Annotated in this window: 16 protein-coding genes; 7 read left to right on the forward strand and 9 right to left on the reverse strand. The window is 60.6% G+C overall.

Going from position 1 to position 15,753, the window contains the following annotated elements; genetic code table 11:
• Positions 1 to 116 precede the first annotated feature (116 nt).
• From BLR69_RS12915 to BLR69_RS12925, 3 genes are all read left to right on the forward strand, one after another.
• Positions 117 to 704 carry a UPF0149 family protein gene (locus BLR69_RS12915; protein WP_058424934.1) on the forward strand — a complete coding sequence of 196 codons (588 nt, stop codon included), beginning with the start codon at positions 117 to 119 and terminating at the stop codon, positions 702 to 704.
• 20 nt (positions 705 to 724) lie between these two features.
• Positions 725 to 1,108 carry a YbaN family protein gene (locus tag BLR69_RS12920; RefSeq protein WP_071491302.1) on the forward strand — a complete coding sequence of 128 codons (384 nt, stop codon included), beginning with the start codon at positions 725 to 727 and terminating at the stop codon, positions 1,106 to 1,108.
• Between the two features lie 117 nt (positions 1,109 to 1,225).
• A complete protein-coding gene (locus tag BLR69_RS12925; protein WP_071493778.1) occupies positions 1,226 to 4,696 on the forward strand; it encodes a hybrid sensor histidine kinase/response regulator in 3,471 nt (1,156 codons plus the stop codon).
• 106 nt (positions 4,697 to 4,802) lie between these two features.
• On the opposite strand, the gene rmuC is transcribed toward BLR69_RS12925, so the two are convergent.
• Both rmuC and BLR69_RS12935 read right to left on the reverse strand, forming a co-directional pair.
• The gene (gene rmuC, locus BLR69_RS12930; RefSeq protein ID WP_166794315.1) at positions 4,803 to 6,167 is read right to left on the reverse strand and encodes a DNA recombination protein RmuC; all 1,365 of its coding nucleotides are present in this window, start codon (positions 6,165 to 6,167) and stop codon (positions 4,803 to 4,805) included.
• A gap of 175 nt (positions 6,168 to 6,342) precedes the next feature.
• Positions 6,343 to 6,666: an SEL1-like repeat protein gene (locus tag BLR69_RS12935; RefSeq protein ID WP_025855837.1), complete on the reverse strand. Its 324-nt coding sequence runs from the start codon at positions 6,664 to 6,666 to the stop codon at positions 6,343 to 6,345.
• 457 nt (positions 6,667 to 7,123) lie between these two features.
• On the opposite strand from BLR69_RS12935, the gene BLR69_RS12940 reads away from it, so the two are divergent.
• The 4 genes from BLR69_RS12940 (at position 7,124) to BLR69_RS12960 (ending at position 10,293) form a co-directional block, all read left to right on the forward strand.
• Positions 7,124 to 7,429: a hypothetical protein gene (locus BLR69_RS12940; protein WP_058424938.1), complete on the forward strand. Its 306-nt coding sequence runs from the start codon at positions 7,124 to 7,126 to the stop codon at positions 7,427 to 7,429.
• Between the two features lie 443 nt (positions 7,430 to 7,872).
• The gene (locus BLR69_RS12950) at positions 7,873 to 8,097 is read left to right on the forward strand and encodes a hypothetical protein (RefSeq protein ID WP_005790139.1); all 225 of its coding nucleotides are present in this window, start codon (positions 7,873 to 7,875) and stop codon (positions 8,095 to 8,097) included.
• A gap of 280 nt (positions 8,098 to 8,377) precedes the next feature.
• The gene (locus BLR69_RS12955; protein ID WP_071493779.1) at positions 8,378 to 8,860 is read left to right on the forward strand and encodes a hypothetical protein; all 483 of its coding nucleotides are present in this window, start codon (positions 8,378 to 8,380) and stop codon (positions 8,858 to 8,860) included.
• A gap of 146 nt (positions 8,861 to 9,006) precedes the next feature.
• Positions 9,007 to 10,293, forward strand: coding sequence for an OmpP1/FadL family transporter (locus tag BLR69_RS12960; RefSeq protein ID WP_071493780.1), 1,287 nt, complete (start codon positions 9,007 to 9,009; stop codon positions 10,291 to 10,293).
• Positions 10,294 to 10,358: 65 nt separating this feature from the next.
• Here the strand turns inward: BLR69_RS12960 and BLR69_RS12965 are convergent, their stop codons facing one another.
• From BLR69_RS12965 to cobU, 7 genes are all read right to left on the reverse strand, one after another.
• The gene (locus BLR69_RS12965; protein ID WP_071493781.1) at positions 10,359 to 10,910 is read right to left on the reverse strand and encodes a glutathione peroxidase; all 552 of its coding nucleotides are present in this window, start codon (positions 10,908 to 10,910) and stop codon (positions 10,359 to 10,361) included.
• Between the two features lie 150 nt (positions 10,911 to 11,060).
• Positions 11,061 to 12,260, reverse strand: a complete 1,200-nt coding sequence (locus BLR69_RS12970; protein ID WP_166794314.1) for an MFS transporter — start codon at positions 12,258 to 12,260, stop codon at positions 11,061 to 11,063.
• A 63-nt stretch (positions 12,261 to 12,323) separates the two neighbouring features.
• Positions 12,324 to 12,728 carry a MarR family winged helix-turn-helix transcriptional regulator gene (locus BLR69_RS12975; protein WP_071493783.1) on the reverse strand — a complete coding sequence of 135 codons (405 nt, stop codon included), beginning with the start codon at positions 12,726 to 12,728 and terminating at the stop codon, positions 12,324 to 12,326.
• 42 nt (positions 12,729 to 12,770) lie between these two features.
• Positions 12,771 to 13,499, reverse strand: a complete 729-nt coding sequence (locus BLR69_RS12980) for an adenosylcobinamide-GDP ribazoletransferase (RefSeq protein WP_071493784.1) — start codon at positions 13,497 to 13,499, stop codon at positions 12,771 to 12,773.
• Between the two features lie 2 nt (positions 13,500 to 13,501).
• Positions 13,502 to 14,077 carry an alpha-ribazole phosphatase family protein gene (gene cobC / locus BLR69_RS12985; RefSeq protein ID WP_071493785.1) on the reverse strand — a complete coding sequence of 192 codons (576 nt, stop codon included), beginning with the start codon at positions 14,075 to 14,077 and terminating at the stop codon, positions 13,502 to 13,504.
• Entirely contained in the window at positions 14,074 to 15,129 is a 1,056-nt protein-coding gene (cobT, locus tag BLR69_RS12990; RefSeq protein WP_071493786.1) for a nicotinate-nucleotide--dimethylbenzimidazole phosphoribosyltransferase, read from the reverse strand. The genes cobC and cobT overlap by 4 nt, the downstream gene beginning before the upstream one ends.
• On the reverse strand, positions 15,126 to 15,647 hold the full coding sequence (gene cobU / locus BLR69_RS12995; protein WP_071493787.1) for a bifunctional adenosylcobinamide kinase/adenosylcobinamide-phosphate guanylyltransferase: 522 nt from the start codon (positions 15,645 to 15,647) through the stop codon (positions 15,126 to 15,128). The genes cobT and cobU overlap by 4 nt, the downstream gene beginning before the upstream one ends.
• Between the last annotated feature and the right edge of the window lie 106 nt (positions 15,648 to 15,753).

The raw sequence follows: 15,753 nt of genomic DNA on the forward strand, positions 1-15,753 counted from the left end.
TCATTCCGCCAGCCACACCAAATCGCCCTCTTCGCGAGCAAGCCCGCTCCCACGCTGGCCTGGGCGCTCAAGAAAGCCTAGAATTCAGCATCGTTTATTCCCAAGGTAACTCTTCAATGTCCTTCGCTGAGCAACTAACCCGCCTGCAAGCCTTCCTCGACGCCGATGAGCTGCATGACGAGGCGCTGGACTACGTGGCCGCCCACGGCTACCTGACCGCCTTGTCGATCTGCTCCGAGGTCGTGCCTGACCGTGAATGGATCGACGCGCTGTTCGCCGAAGAGCCGCACTACACCGACGCCGCCCAACGCGAAGAAATCGAAGCCACCCTGCTGGCCCTCAAGGCCCACATCGGTCGCCAACTGGCCTCCGACGAAGAGTTCGAGCTGCCGTGCGAACTGGACCTGGGCGAAGAGCCGGATGATTCCGACCTGCGCGGCTGGTGCATTGGTTTCATGGAAGGCGTGTTCCTGCGTGAAGCCGCCTGGTTCGAAACCGCCGAGGAAGAAGTCAGCGAAATGCTGCTGCCGATCATGGTCGGTTCGGGTCTGTTCGACGACCAGCCGGAGTTCTCCGACATCGCCGCCGACGCCAACCTGATGGACGACATGATCGTGCAGATCCCGGAAGCCCTCACCGCGCTGTACCTGCTGTGCAACGCCCCTGACGAAAAACCGGCGATTCTCAAGCCACGTCACCACTGAGTCGCTTGCCCGTGACACCCATGGGCAACCGTCCGCTGCTCCTGCGCTACCTGCTGCTGGCCATTGGTTGGTTGAGCGTAGCGCTGGGAGTGATCGGCATTTTCCTACCGGTATTGCCGACCACGCCCTTCCTGCTGCTCGCCGCCGCCTGCTTCGCCCGAAGCTCCCCGCGTTTCTACCACTGGCTGGTGCAACACCCGCGCCTTGGCCCGTGGATCCGTGATTACCTGGACGGCAACGGCATCCCACTCAAAGGCAAGGTCTACGCCATCGGCTTGATGTGGCTGAGCATCGGCGTGTCCTGCTATTTAGTGCCATTACCGTGGGCGCGCGGCTTCATGCTGACCAGCGCCGTGCTGGTGACAATCTACATCCTGCGCCAGAAAACCCTGCCACCGCGCTGAATGACCTGCGACATTCGATCCCACACGACCTTGGTCGACACTGACTAACCCCAAGCATCATGCGAGACTGTCCAACCGGGCCCGGAATGCCCGGGCGTTCCTATGCTCGGAGTTACCATGTCGCTGTCCAGCGGGCTGATCGCCGCCGTTGCCCTGGCCTATATGGCCATCATGTTTGCCATCGCCTTCTACGGAGACCGCCGCCGTGCGCCACTGCCGCCGCGCATGCGTGCCTGGGTGTACAGCCTGTCGCTGGCGGTTTATTGCACCAGTTGGACCTTCTTTGGCGCCGTAGGCCAGGCCGCCGAACAGCTGTGGGCGTTTTTACCGATCTACCTGGGACCGGTGCTGCTGCTGGTGTTGGCACCCTGGGTGCTGCAGAAGATGATTCTGATCAGCAAGCAGGAAAACATCACCTCCATCGCCGACTTCATTGCCGCGCGCTACGGCAAATCGCAATCGCTGGCGGTGGTGGTCGCACTCATCTGCCTGGTCGGCGTATTGCCCTATATCGCACTGCAACTCAAAGGCATCGTGCTCGGGGTGAACCTGTTGATCGGCGCTGGGGCCGACACCACCGGCACCCGCGCCCAGGACACCGCGTTGATTGTGTCGCTGGTGCTGGCACTGTTCACCATCGTGTTTGGTACGCGCAACCTCGACGCCACGGAGCACCACCGGGGCATGGTGCTGGCGATTGCGTTTGAATCCCTGGTCAAGCTGTTCGCGTTTCTGGCGGTGGGTGCGTTTGTGACCTACGGCCTGTATGACGGTTTCGGTGATTTGTTCAGCCAGGCCATGCTGGCACCACGCCTGGAGGAATACTGGAAGGAGACCGTCAACTGGCCGTCGATGGTAGTGCAGACCGGCGTGGCGATGATGGCGATCATCTGCCTGCCTCGGCAGTTTCATGTCACGGTGGTGGAAAACATCGACCCTCAGGACCTGCGCCTGGCCAAATGGGTGTTCCCCGCCTACCTGATCCTGGCCGCTCTGTTTGTAGTACCGATCGCCTTGGGCGGCAAGATGATGCTGCCGGGCTCGGTGCTGCCGGACTCCTACGTAATCAGCCTGCCCATGGCCGAAGCCCATCCGGCACTGGCGGTACTGGCCTTTATCGGCGGCGCCTCGGCAGCCACCGGCATGGTGATCGTGGCAAGCATCGCCTTGTCGACCATGGTCTCCAACGACATGCTGCTGCCGTGGTTGCTGCGCCGCTCCAGCGCCGAGCGCCCGTTCGAAGTGTTCCGCCACTGGATGCTGTCGGTACGCCGGGTCAGCATCGTGATCATCCTGTTGCTGGCCTACGTCAGTTACCGCCTGCTGGGCTCGTCTGCCAGCCTGGCAACCATCGGCCAGATCGCCTTTGCCGCCGTGACCCAGCTGGCACCGGCGATGCTCGGCGCGCTGTACTGGAAGCAGGCCAACCGGCGCGGCGTGTTTGCCGGGCTGGCAGCGGGCACTTTCCTGTGGTTCTACACCTTGGTCCTACCGGTAACGGCGAAAAGCCTGGGCTGGTCCCTCAGCCTTTTCCCAGGACTGACGTGGATGCATTCCCACCCACTGGGTCTGTCCGTCACTTCGTTGACCTTGGGTACCGTGTTTTCTCTGGCAGGTAACTTCACGCTGTTCGTATGGGTGTCGATGCTGTCGCGTACGCGGGTTTCCGAACACTGGCAAGCCGGGCGTTTTATTGGCCAGGAAATCAGCCAACGCGCCAGCGCCCGCTCGATGCTGTCGGTGCAGATCAGTGATTTGCTCAGCCTGGCCGCGCGCTTTGTGGGTGAAGAACGCGCCCAGCAGAGTTTTATCCGCTTCGCCTATCGCCAGGGCAAAGGCTTCAACCCCAACCAGAACGCCGACAACGACTGGATAGCTCACACGGAGCGCTTGCTGGCCGGCGTACTCGGGGCGTCCTCGACCCGCGCAGTGGTGAAAGCCGCCATCGAAGGGCGCGAAATGCAGCTGGAGGACGTCGTACGCATCGCCGACGAAGCGTCGGAAGTGCTGCAGTTCAACCGCGCATTGCTGCAAGGCGCTATCGAGAACATCACCCAGGGCATCAGCGTGGTCGACCAGTCCCTCAAGCTGGTGGCCTGGAACCGGCGTTACCTGGAGCTGTTCAACTATCCGGACGGCCTGATCAGCGTCGGCCGGCCGATTGCCGACATCATCCGCTACAACGCCGAACGCGGCCTATGCGGGCCAGGTGAGGCCGAAGTGCACGTGGCGCGACGCCTGCACTGGATGCGCCAGGGCCGTGCGCACACCTCTGAACGCTTGTTTCCCAATGGCCGGGTGATCGAGCTGATCGGCAACCCGATGCCCGGCGGCGGCTTCGTGATGAGTTTCACCGACATCACCGCGTTCCGTGAAGCCGAGCAGGCCCTCACCGAGGCCAACGAAGGCCTGGAACAACGGGTCGCCGAGCGCACCCACGAGCTGTCGCAACTCAACGTGGCGCTCACTGACGCCAAGGGCGTGGCCGAGTCCGCCAGCCAGTCGAAGACGCGCTTCCTGGCCGCCGTCAGCCATGACTTGATGCAACCGCTGAATGCCGCACGCCTGTTCTCCGCCGCCCTCTCCCACCAGAACGACGGCCTGTCCGACGAAGCCCGGCAACTGGTGCAGCACCTGGACAGCTCACTGCGCTCCGCCGAAGACCTGATCAGCGACCTGCTGGATATCTCGCGCCTGGAAAACGGCAAGATCAATCCGCAGCGCCATCCTTTTGTGCTTAACGAACTGTTCGACACCCTGGGCGCGGAGTTCAAGGCGCTGGCCCAGGAGCAAGGTCTTCGCTTCCGTATGCGTGGCAGTCGCTTGCGCGTGGACAGCGACATCAAGCTACTCCGACGAGTTCTTCAGAACTTCCTCACAAACGCCTTTCGTTATGCCGATGGCCCGGTGCTACTGGGCGTACGCCGACGCAAAGGCGAGCTGTGCCTGGAAGTATGGGATCGTGGCCCGGGGATCCCGCTGGATAAACAAAAGGTGATCTTCGAAGAATTCAAGCGCCTGGACAGCCACCAGACCCGTGCCGAGAAAGGCCTGGGGCTGGGCCTGGCGATCGCCGACGGGCTGTGCCGCGTGCTGGGCCACCGCCTGAGCGTGCGCTCATGGCCCGGCAAGGGCAGCGTGTTCAGCGTGCGTGTGCCGCTGGCCCGCAACCAGGCCGCCCCGCAGGTCAAGACGCCGCAGGAAAGCGGCCTGCCACTGAGCGGTGCGCAAGTGCTGTGTGTGGATAACGAAGAGAGCATCCTGATCGGTATGCGCAGCCTGCTGACGCGCTGGGGCTGCGAGGTCTGGACCGCCACCGACCAGGCGCAATGCGCGGCATTACTGGCCGACGGCGTGCGCCCGCAACTGGCCTTGGTGGACTACCACCTGGACCATGGCGAAACCGGGACTGAACTGATGGGTTGGTTGCGCGCGCAATTGGCGGAGCCGATTCCCGGTGTGGTGATCAGTGCCGATGGCCGCCCGGAGATGGTCGCCGAGGTGCATGCGGCGGGGTTGGATTACCTGGCCAAGCCGGTGAAACCGGCAGCGTTGCGGGCACTGTTGAGCCGGCATTTGCCTTTGTAGGAGCGAGCTTGCTCGCGAAAACCGTCAACGACACGCGGACATTCTGAATGAACGTGTTGCCTGTGGGTTCTTCGCGAGCAAGCTCGCTCCTACAAGAGGTGGCCGTTTATTCGGGCAGATGGGCCACGCCATCTGAGTCCGTCATCGCCCGCTCCAGCAGGTCAGCGGGAAGGCTCTTACTCGCCCGCGCACCGAGCAACCTCAATTGCTCAGTCCGGCTGACCAGATTTCCGCGTCCATCTGTCAGCTTGTTACGCGCCGCACTGTAAGCCTTATCCAACTGCTGCAAACGGTTACCCACTTCATCCAGGTCCTGGATAAACAACACGAACTTGTCGTACAGCCAACCGGCGCGCTCGGCGATTTCCCGGGCATTCTGGCTCTGGCGCTCCTGCTTCCACAGGCTGTCGATCACCCGCAGGGTGGCCAGCAACGTGGTCGGGCTGACGATCACGATATGGCGGTCGAAAGCTTCCTGGAACAGGTTCGGCTCGGCCTGCAACGCAGCGGAAAACGCCGCTTCAATAGGCACGAACAGCAACACGAAATCCAGGCTGTGCAGGCCTTCCAGGCGTTTGTAATCCTTGCCGGCCAAGCCTTTGACGTGGTTTCGCAGCGACAGCACATGTTGCTTCAGGGCCGCCTGGCCGATGACCTCATCATCCGCCGCCACGTACTGCTGGTAAGCAGTGAGGCTGACCTTGGAGTCCACCACCACCTGCTTGTCGCCGGGCAACATGATCAGCACGTCGGGCTGGAAGCGCTCGCCATCCGGGCCCTTGAGGCTGACTTGAGTCTGGTACTCGCGGCCTTTTTCCAGGCCCGCATGCTCCAGCACCCGCTCAAGAATCAGCTCGCCCCAGTTGCCTTGGGTTTTCTGGCCCTTCAAAGCACGGGTCAGGTTGGTGGCTTCGTCCGACAGACGCAGGTTCAGTTGCTGTAGGCGCTCCAGCTCTTTAGCCAGGGAAAAACGCTCGCGGGCCTCGTTCTGGTAGCTTTCTTCCACGCGTTTTTCGAAGGACTGGATGCGCTCTTTCAACGGATCAAGCAATTGGCCCAGGCGCTCCTGGCTGGTTTCGGCGAAGCGCTGTTCGCGCTCATCGAAAATCTTGCCGGCCAGCTCGGCGAACTGCGCGCGCAGCTCATCCCGTGAGCCTTGCAGGTCAGTGAGGCGCTGTTGATGGCTGTCCTGTTGTTCCCGCAGTTCGGCGCGCAAGGCCGCTGACAGAGCATCGAGACGGCGCAGCTCGGTCTCCTTGGCGCTACGGTCGAGGTTCCAGGCGTGGGCGGCGTCGCGGGCATTGTCGCGGTCGATCTGCAGCAGTTCGACTTCGCGGCGTACGGCCGCCAGGTCGGCCTGTTTGGCAGCATTCGCCTGGCTCAGATCGCTGATCTCGTCGCGGCTGGCATCCAACTGTGCGGCGAGGCCCTCCTGGGCCAGTTGCGCAGTGGCCAGGCGCTCTTCGAGCAGTTCCCAGCCGGTCATGCGGGCGGTCAGTCGCCGCTGAAGCTGCCAGCACACCGCCAATAAAGGCACGGCAGCGCCTGCGAGGCCCAGGGCAATACTGGTCCAGTCAAAAACCATAGACATGTCTGCCATCACCGAAAAAAAGCAAGGTTAGCGGAGCCCAGGGCCTGAGGACAGCTCAGTCTTCGACTTGGCCCAGTTCACGCTGGGCGCGACGGTCACCGGCGCGAGCCGCCAGGCGCAACAGGTCGTGGCCGATGCGGCGGTCGCGGGCATTCCCGCATTCACGGCACATCAGTTGACCCAGGCGGCTTTGGGCCGCAACCACGCCTTCACGGGCGGGCTGCTTGAGCAAGCGCCCGGCGAAGTGTTTGACGTTGGTGTTGTGACCCAGGCGCGGACTGTCGAGCAGCCACAAGGCGACTTTCAAGGAGAAGCGCTTGGGGGCGGTAACAGTTTGAGGGGTATCGGTAACAGAAGGTGATACTGAGCGAAACTTCATAAAGCACTGTGGGACAGATCGGAAGGCGCGCCACTCTACTCTTTTTTTCGTACAGGTAAAGCTGAAAAAACTCTGCACGCCCGTTCTAGAGCAAGCGCTCGGGACAATCCACAGAAGCTGTGGATAACTCAGTGGACAACCCCCCTTTAACTCGCGCAAAGCCCCATGGAATGGGGGTCGCAGTCAAACTGACGATTTTTTCACCAATAAAAAAAAGCCAGATTTTTCATTGACTTAAATTTCCATTGCAGGCAAATGGCGGCCCGGTAGAGCAGTTGACAGCGCGGTTACACCTCCCGCAACTAATGTGCACAAGTACCCATCCGACGGTTATATCGCCGACGTTTTTTGAAGCAACTTGCTGCAAAGATGTTACCGCCGCGGCAAAACAGGGACTTTTCAAATCTTTCCCGGCTCGCCACACTCCCCGACCTACAGCGCAACGGTGGAGGGGTCGATGAAAGGAATTCTGTTGTTTGCGGTGCTGCTCCTGGCCATCTGTGCCATTTCATTGGGGATCAATGCAGCGTTGCCCTCACCGGATGGGGCACTGTTCGCCATCGCCATCCTGCTGTCGGCGGCGTTCACGGCCGTGAGCCTGTGCATCGAACTCGGCGAAGGCCGGATCAACGATATGGGGGATGTGATGAAAGTGGTCGAGACCGGCCAGTCCCTGCGCTTGACCCTTGCCGCTTATGGCTTGGGTTGCTCGCTGGCAGCAGCAGCCACTGTGCTGGTCTATCGAGGCCTGCTGGGCGGCTGATTGAGGTTTTTTGGCTAACATACTTCCCTTACCTGTTTCAATCAGTTACTATCCGCGGCGTTAGTACCAAGCTGAAAGTCAATTCTGGTCGAACAACTCCCCTGCACAACACGGGATCGACCACCTCGATGGTTTCCAGGTATCACTTGCGACGACACTGCCTTTGAACAAGCAAAGGGTGCGCGAAGTTTCCATACTCTGACCGAACCAACCTGCAAATTGATCAGGATCTTCACCCCGGGCCCAGAACCTTTGCCCCTGTTGTGATGCCTGCCCTCCTAAGTACCTACCTGCCAGCCCAAGCGCGCCTAACTTATCAGCGCTTCAAACTGGCTGCTTTGTTCCAGTCAGGTTCTTCGTTTGATCAATGGTGATCAACGTTACTGGAACGTTTTAACGTTGCACGGTTCTTAATCCGTGTCATTTGTAGGAACACCCATAATATGAACGCTCAAATCCACACTCAGGATGCCATTCGCACCCTCACCAACGCTTTTGCTCCAATGAACTGCCTGATCATGGCTGCGCGCAAAGGCTGCTTCAGCTTCACCCTGGTCAACGAACACGGCATCGCTCGTCACAGCGAACGCCTGTACCCCGATCAATACTCCAGCGCAGAACCGCTGCAGGCCGTGATCGAGCGTACCCGTCAGGCATTGACTGCCTGACCGACCCGAGTCGCTGAAACACAAAAACCCTGCTTGAACAGCAGGGTTTTTTATTGCCCGGAATTTACTGATTGAGCAATTGCACTAAGTTCAAATAGATATAAACGTTATAACTAAATGAAGAAGATGTTTTAAAAACAGTCCTTTACATCGTAAATATGACACTACACTTCAACTCAAGCGGCATGATCCGCTTCCGGCGAGCCTGAGATCCGATCCACTGCTGCCAAGCCCCCATCTTCTCAGGCCTCGTCGACCACTTTCACGGATTGAGGCGTGTATGGGTATCGCTGCCAGCGAATTGTGTCGTTATGTGATCAAGCCGACGTTGATGTACCTCGGCCGACATAACCCGACGGCCGAGTCCCTGCTGCTGGGCATCGCCGCCAGCCAGTCGGAACTCGGTTCCGCCTTGCACGACCGACGGGGGCATGGCCTGTATAGCATCACCGAACCGCGCCACCGTGCCTTGTGGGACAGCTACCTGGCGCTGGACCCTGAGCGCGCCAGCCTGGTACGCGGCCTCGCTAGCCAGCACGCGTTCCTCAGCGCACCGCAACTTGAGCTGACGGTCAACCTGCGTTACGCCACAGCCATCGCCTGGCTCCTGGTGGAACAACACACCCCTGCACTGCCCCCGCCCGGTGATGTACTCGCCATGGCACGTATCTGGAAAGAAATTTTTCATCCACAAGGAAGGCTGCGCGATTTCACTCAAGCCTGGCAAACCTGTGTTTCACCCATGAATCACGTGGTTTGCTGACCGGGCAATTTGCAAGATTCGCCAAAAAAACCGAATTTTGGTTGGATTGTCCTACAAAACCGCTCTATCTCCTGTATTACAGCCTATAGCGCGATCTTAAATTTATTGTTACTTTCCGCAGCGGTGATCACCACGGAGTTCTAATAATGAAAAAAGTAATGCTCAAGACCACACTTAGCCTCGCCGTTGCCATGGCATCCTCCCACCTGTTCGCAAGCGGTTTCGCACTGAACGAACAGAGCGTCAGCGGGATGGGTACGGGTTTCGCAGGTCGCTCTTCTTCTGCCGATGATGCAAGCACTGTTTACGGTAACCCTGCCGGTATGTCCCGCCTGAATGGTCAACAGATCACGGGGGGCGTTGCTGCCATTGATGCTTCGACCGATATCAGCGACACAGGTGGTAATTCCCGCGGCTCCAACAAAGGCGATATGGTTCCGTTCACGGCCGTTCCTTTCGGTTTTTACACCAACAAACTAAACGATCAGTGGGCCATCGGCTTCGGTGTATACGCACCGTTCGGCCTGGTGACCGACTATGAAAACGGCTTCCAGGGCCGTGGCTTCGGCAGCAAGAGCGAAGTGAAGGTCATCACCTTCCAGCCAACTGTCAGCTATGCATTCAACGACCGTGTCTCCATCGGTTTTGGCCCGACCATCAACCGGATCTCCGGTGTGCTGGAATCGGACAAGACACTCGACCCGCGCTTTGCAGACACCAACGTCAAGATCAAGGGTGATGACACCGCGCTGGGCTTTAACATCGGCGTGCTGGTCCAGGCCACGGATACCACCCGTGTCGGCCTGACCTACCACTCGAAGGTCAATTACAAACTTGAGGGTCATACCACCGTCAGCGGTCCAGCGCAGACTCAACCGTTCCTGCGCAACAACCGTTACGACGCTTCGTTGAAAATCGAAACGCCAGAATCCTACGATCTGTCGGTCACTCAAGACCTGACCGATGCCTGGAAACTGTACGGTGGCGCTACCTGGACGCGCTGGAGCCGTCTGAAAGAAATCACCGTCAACAACGAAGGTGTAACTGGCGTTGGGGGTGGCGGCCTGGCACCTAGCCAATTGACAGCGATCACCGAGAAGCAAGATTGGCACGACACCTGGGCCTACGCCGTGGGTACTTCGTACCAGTTGACCAAGCAAGTGGTACTGCGTACCGGCTTGACCTTCGACCAGTCTCCCACCAACAACGCCGATCGTTCGCCACGTATTCCTACCGGTGACCGTACGATCTTCAGTGTGGGTATGGGCTACAAAGTCATGGATAACATGACCATTGACCTGGCCTATTCCTACCTGAAGGAAGAAGACGTCAAGGTCAACAACAAGGCCAACCCGCCGTCGACAGCCAGCTACAACGCCAAGTACGAAAACAGCGCCAACGGTTTCGGCCTGGGCATGACCTACACCTTCTGATCCAGACCGGTGTAAAAAAGCCCCGCTCTCCTGCAAAGGAGGCGGGGCTTTTTAATGGCTGACGATCAAGGCTTGGACGCTATCGCCTGTTCCACTGCCTTGATCAAATCCGGATTGTCCGGCTTGGTCAAACTGGAGAAATTGGCGATCACCTTGCCCTGGCGATCCACCACGTACTTGTAGAAATTCCACTTCGGCGGCGTGTCGGTCTGCTGCGCCAGGATCTTGAACAGGTGCACCGCGTCCGGCCCCTTGACCTTCTGCGGCTCGGTCATGGTGAAGGTCACGCCGTAATTCACGTAGCAGACCTTGGCAGTCTCTTCGCCGGTCTTGGCTTCCTGCTTGAAGTCATCGGACGGCACGCCGATCACTTCCAAACCTTGGCCCTTGTAACGTTGGTACAACGCTTCAAGACCTTTGAACTGTGGGGCGAACCCGCAGAAGCTGGCGGTGTTGACGATGACCAGGGGCTTGCCGGCGAAGCGCTGGCACAGGTCGATGGATTCCTTGGCGCGCAGCTTGGGCAACTGGCCTTCCAGCAACGGCGGGCAACTGGCGGCCAGGGCGGCACTGCCAATGGCCATCAGGACGGGTACAGCGAGCCAACGCATCTGCATGTCGTGTGTCCTTGAAAGTAGTCAAACCACGAACTTAACAGATCGACATACCCAGTTGCATCAACGCCAGCCCGCCATGCTGCCAGCCCCACCAGGCCAGCAGCACCAGGATCAGCCCCGCGAAGAGGATCAGACCGCGTAACGCTACACTCATGCCGCCTCCATCTGCGCCTGCAAGCGCGCCACCGGCCGCTCACGCACCGGCCAGTTCAGGGCGGCGGCGAGCAGGCTCAACAGAATCGCCACCTGCCAGATCAAATCGTAGTTGCCGGTTCGATCATAGACTACCCCGCCCAACCAACCACCCAGGAATGAACCCAGCTGGTGGAACAGGAACACGATGCCGCCGAGCATGGAGAGGTTTCGCACACCAAACAGCGTGGCCACGGTGCCGTTGGTCAGCGGCACCGTGGATAGCCACAGGAAGCCCATCGCCATGCCAAACAGGTAGGCCGTGATCTCGGTGACCGGCGCCCACAGAAACAGCACGATCACCACTGCACGCAACAGGTACAACCCGGTGAGCAAGCGCGGTTTGGACATGCGCCCGCCGAGCCAGCCGGCGGTGTAGGTCCCGAAGATATTGAACAGCCCAATCAGTGCCAGCACCGTGGTGCCGACGGTGGCCGGCAAGTGCTGGTCCACCAGATAAGCCGGCAGATGCACGCCGATAAACACCACTTGGAAACCGCAGACAAAAAAGCCGAACGCCAACAGCCAGAAACCGGAATGGGAGCAGGCTTCCTTCAAGGCTTCACGCAAGGTCTGCTGGCCCGCCACCGCCGGTAATGGTCGGTCCTTGAGCATGGCGACCAGCGGCAGAATCAACGCCACCATCAGGCCAAGCACCAGCAGTGCCGCCGACCAGCCCAGCCAGCTGATCAAACCCAAAGTGCCAGGCACCATGGCGAACTGACCGAACGAACCGGCAGCACTCGCGATGCCCATCGCCATGCTGCGTTTTTCCGGCGCCACGGCCCGCCCGACTACACCCAGAATCACCGAGAACGAGGTGCCGGACAGGCCGATACCAATCAGCAAGCCCGCACTGAGAGACAACGACCACGCCGAATCGGACATGCCCATCAACACCAGGCCAACGGCGTAAAGAACACCGCCGACAAACACCGCTTTGGTGGCACCAAAACGGTCGGCCAGGGCACCGGTGAAGGGCTGCGCCAGGCCCCAGATCAGGTTCTGCAAGGCAATGGCAAAGGCGAAAGTCTCACGGCCCCAGCCAAACTCGCTGCTCATCGGCGCCAGGAACAGGCCGAAACCGTGACGCACGCCCAACGACAACGCCAGGATCAGCGCACTCCCCACAAGAATCCAGCCACTGGTGCGCCACATCGAGGTCATTTCTTATTCTCCGCTCGCGGGTATATACCCGCTTGTATTCGAACAAACTGCCTTTCAAGCGAGTTCGTCCAGCAAGGCCAACAAGGTTTCGCGTTTTTCCGCACCGAGTTGATCGATCAATTTCTGCTGCGCCGCCTCCCAAGCGGGTAATGCAGCGGCAAGTCGCGCTTCCCCCTCCTGGGTCAACATCACTAGGCGATTGCGCAGGTCGTCGCCTTCCACCAGTTGCACCAGGCCCTCGCCTTCCAGCACCCGCAGGTTGCGGCCCAAGGTGCTGCGATCCAGGCCCATGGCTTCCGCCAGGCTGGAAATACTCGGCTGGTCGAGTCGTTGCAGGTTGCACAGCAAAGAATACTGGGCGACGTTGATCCCGAAGCCGTCGAGAGCGCCGTCGTAATGCCTGCTGACGCCACGGGCGGCACGTCGCAGGTTGGTGCACAAACATTGGGAGGCAAGCATGGAACGTGTATATACCCGCGATTAAGGAAATGCAAGAAAGTGTTACAGCGCCAGGCCGACCAACACCACGACCTCCAGCAGTTCCAGCAAGGCCCCTGCGGTGTCGCCGGTGGTACCGCCCAAGCGATTGACCATCAGTTGGCGCAGCCCCACAAAACAGATCGCCGCGAGCAATACCGCAACTCCGCCGCTGAAGCCGCCGATCAGGATGCAGGCAAGTCCACTGAGGATCAGCACCTGTTGACCGACGATCCTCGGTAAATGATCCGACAATGCCTGGCCCAGTCCACCGGCACGCACATAGCGCGTGGTGAGAAACAGCGCCAGCATCGATGCCCGGCCGATCAGCGGGGCCAGGATCAGCGCGGCGCCGTTGTGTTGTTCGATCAACGCCACCAACGCGGTGAATTTGAGCAGCAGCACCAAGCCAAGCGTCACCACGGCAATCGGCCCGCTGCGCGGGTCCTTCATGATGGTGAGCGTGCGCTCGCGGTCACCGAAGCCGCCCAGCCAGGCATCGGCGCTGTCCGCCAGGCCATCCAGGTGCAGGCCGCCACTGAGCAATACCCAGGCCGTCAGCAACAGTGCGGCATGCAGCAGCAATGGCGCGCCCATCAATACGCTGTTCAGCGCCCACAACAGCACGCCGAACAACAGGCCCACGACAGGATAAAACAGCAGCGAACGCCCCAGCTCCTGAGGCTGCGGCATGCCGGGCAGGCGAATCGGCAGGCTGCTGAGAAATTGCAGGGCGATCCAGAACGGCAGCATGCCTAAACTCCTTCCTTCAGCGTGCCGTCAGCTGCAACTTGGAGGCTGAACAACCCAGCATGAGCGACTTCGACATTCAACAACTGCTCCCGGGGCAAGCCACGCGCGTGCGCCAGCAACAGACGCATCACGCCGCCGTGACTGATCAACAACACACGTTCACCGGCATACGCCTGATACAAGCGTGAGACAGCGCCTAGAACCCGCTCGGAAAAGTCGCTGACTGGCTCCCCTTCCGGCGGTGTAAAGCTATAAGGATCGGCCCAGAACAGCCCCAGCCCTTCGGCGTCGGTCTCCATCAACGCCGCTGCACTCTGCCCTTCCCAGGCACCGAAGTGCAGTTCTTGCAGGTCCTTCTCCAGCGTCACCGGCAGCTTGAGCCGGGCACCCAACTCTTCGGCGAATCGTGCACAGCGTTGCAGCGGCGAACTGATCAAGCGGTCCCACGGCCCCTGCGCCACCACGGCCTCGCGCATCTGCGCCCAGCCGTTGGCGGTGAGTGCGTCGTCCAGGCTGCCGCGCAGGCCACCGCCCAGCTCGGTTTCGCCGTGGCGCAACAGGTCCAGGTGCAAGGTCATGCCGGGCGGTCTGCCACGGCGGCTTCAGAGAAGGTCGCCATCTGCCCGTGCAATGCACAGGCTAGGCGCAACAACGGCACTGCCAACACAGCACCACTGCCTTCGCCCAGGCGCAGGCCCAGTTCCAGCAGCGGCTGCGCGTCAAGGTGTTGCAGCACATGACGATGCCCAGGCTCAGCGCCACGGTGGCCGAACACCAGCCACTCACGGCATGCCGGGTTCAGGCGCGTGGCGACCAGCGCGGCGACGGTGCAAATGAAACCGTCCACCAGCACCACGATGCCTTCCTGGGCGCAGGCCAAATACGCCCCCACCAGCGCGGCAATCTCGAAGCCGCCCAGATTGAACAGGGTCTGCAAGGCATCACCGCGCTGAGCGGCATGCACCGCCAGTGCGCGTTCGATCACGGCCACTTTGTGGCTTACGCCCTGGGCATTCAAGCCGGTGCCCGGCCCCGTCAGGTCACTGACCTGGCAGTCGAGCAAGGCACACGCCAGCGCACTGGCGGCGGTGGTGTTGCCGATGCCCATCTCGCCGCCGATAAACAGCTGTGCACCACCTGCCAACGCCCGCCGCGCACTGTCGCGACCAGCTTGCAGGGCGAGTTGCCCCTGGGCCTGGGTCATGGCCGGGCCGTTGACGAAATTGGCGGTGCCCGCGCCGATGTTCAGGTGACGCACACCGGGCAGGTCCAGGGACGGGGTCACCGTGCCCAGGTCGACCACTTCCAATTGGGCGTCCAACTGCCGCGCCAAGACGCTGATGGCCGCGCCACCGCTGACGAAGTTGTGCAGCATCTGCCCGGTGACTTCCTGGGGAAACGCCGACACGCCTTCGGCAACCACGCCATGGTCACCGGCGAAGATGGCGATCCACAGCGAATCTACCGACGGCTTGACCTGGCCCTGCAAGCCGGCCAATTGCACCGCCAGCGCTTCCAACTGGCCGAGGGAGCCGGCCGGTTTGGTCAATTGCTGTTGGCGTGCCAGGGCGTGTTCGTACGCTTGAGTGTCGATCGCCTTACACGGGTTGAGCCACCAGGTGTCAGTCATAACGCAGTACCTTTCAAAGTCAGGGGCAGGCCGGCGACGGTCAGGACAACACGCTGACATCGCTCGGCCAAGGCTTGATGCAGCCAACCGGCTTCATCCACATAGCGGCGAGTCAATTCGCCCAGCGGCACGACACCCAGACCGGTCTCGTTGCTGACAAAAATGATTTCACCTGGCAGCGCGGCCAGGGTTTCCAGCAGTTGATCGCGCTCGCCTGCCAGACGATCCGCATCCTCAAGCATCAGCAGATTGGTGAGCCACAAGGTCAGGCAATCCACCAGCAGGCAGCGCTCGGTTGCCGCGTTTTCACGCAGTACACGCGCCAGTTCGACGGGTTCTTCAATAAGGCCCCAATGGTCGGGGCGGCGCTGGCGATGCAGGGCAACGCGCGCGTTCATCTCGCCATCCAAAGGTTGGCTGGTGGCGATGTACGTGACCGGCAAGCCGCTGTCGCTGGCGAGCTTTTCGGCAAGACGGCTTTTGCCGGAACGGGCGCCACCGAGGATCAGTTGGAGCATGACATAACACCTTGCTTCGCCAGTGGGACCCTCGAAGCTGGCACGGCTCCCTGTGGGAGGGAGCTTGCTCCCGATGGCGGTGCGCCAGTCAGCCCATTGGCTACTG

Origin of the sequence: Pseudomonas azotoformans, from assembly GCF_900103345.1 — a bacterium.
Lineage (GTDB): Bacteria > Pseudomonadota > Gammaproteobacteria > Pseudomonadales > Pseudomonadaceae > Aquipseudomonas > Aquipseudomonas azotoformans.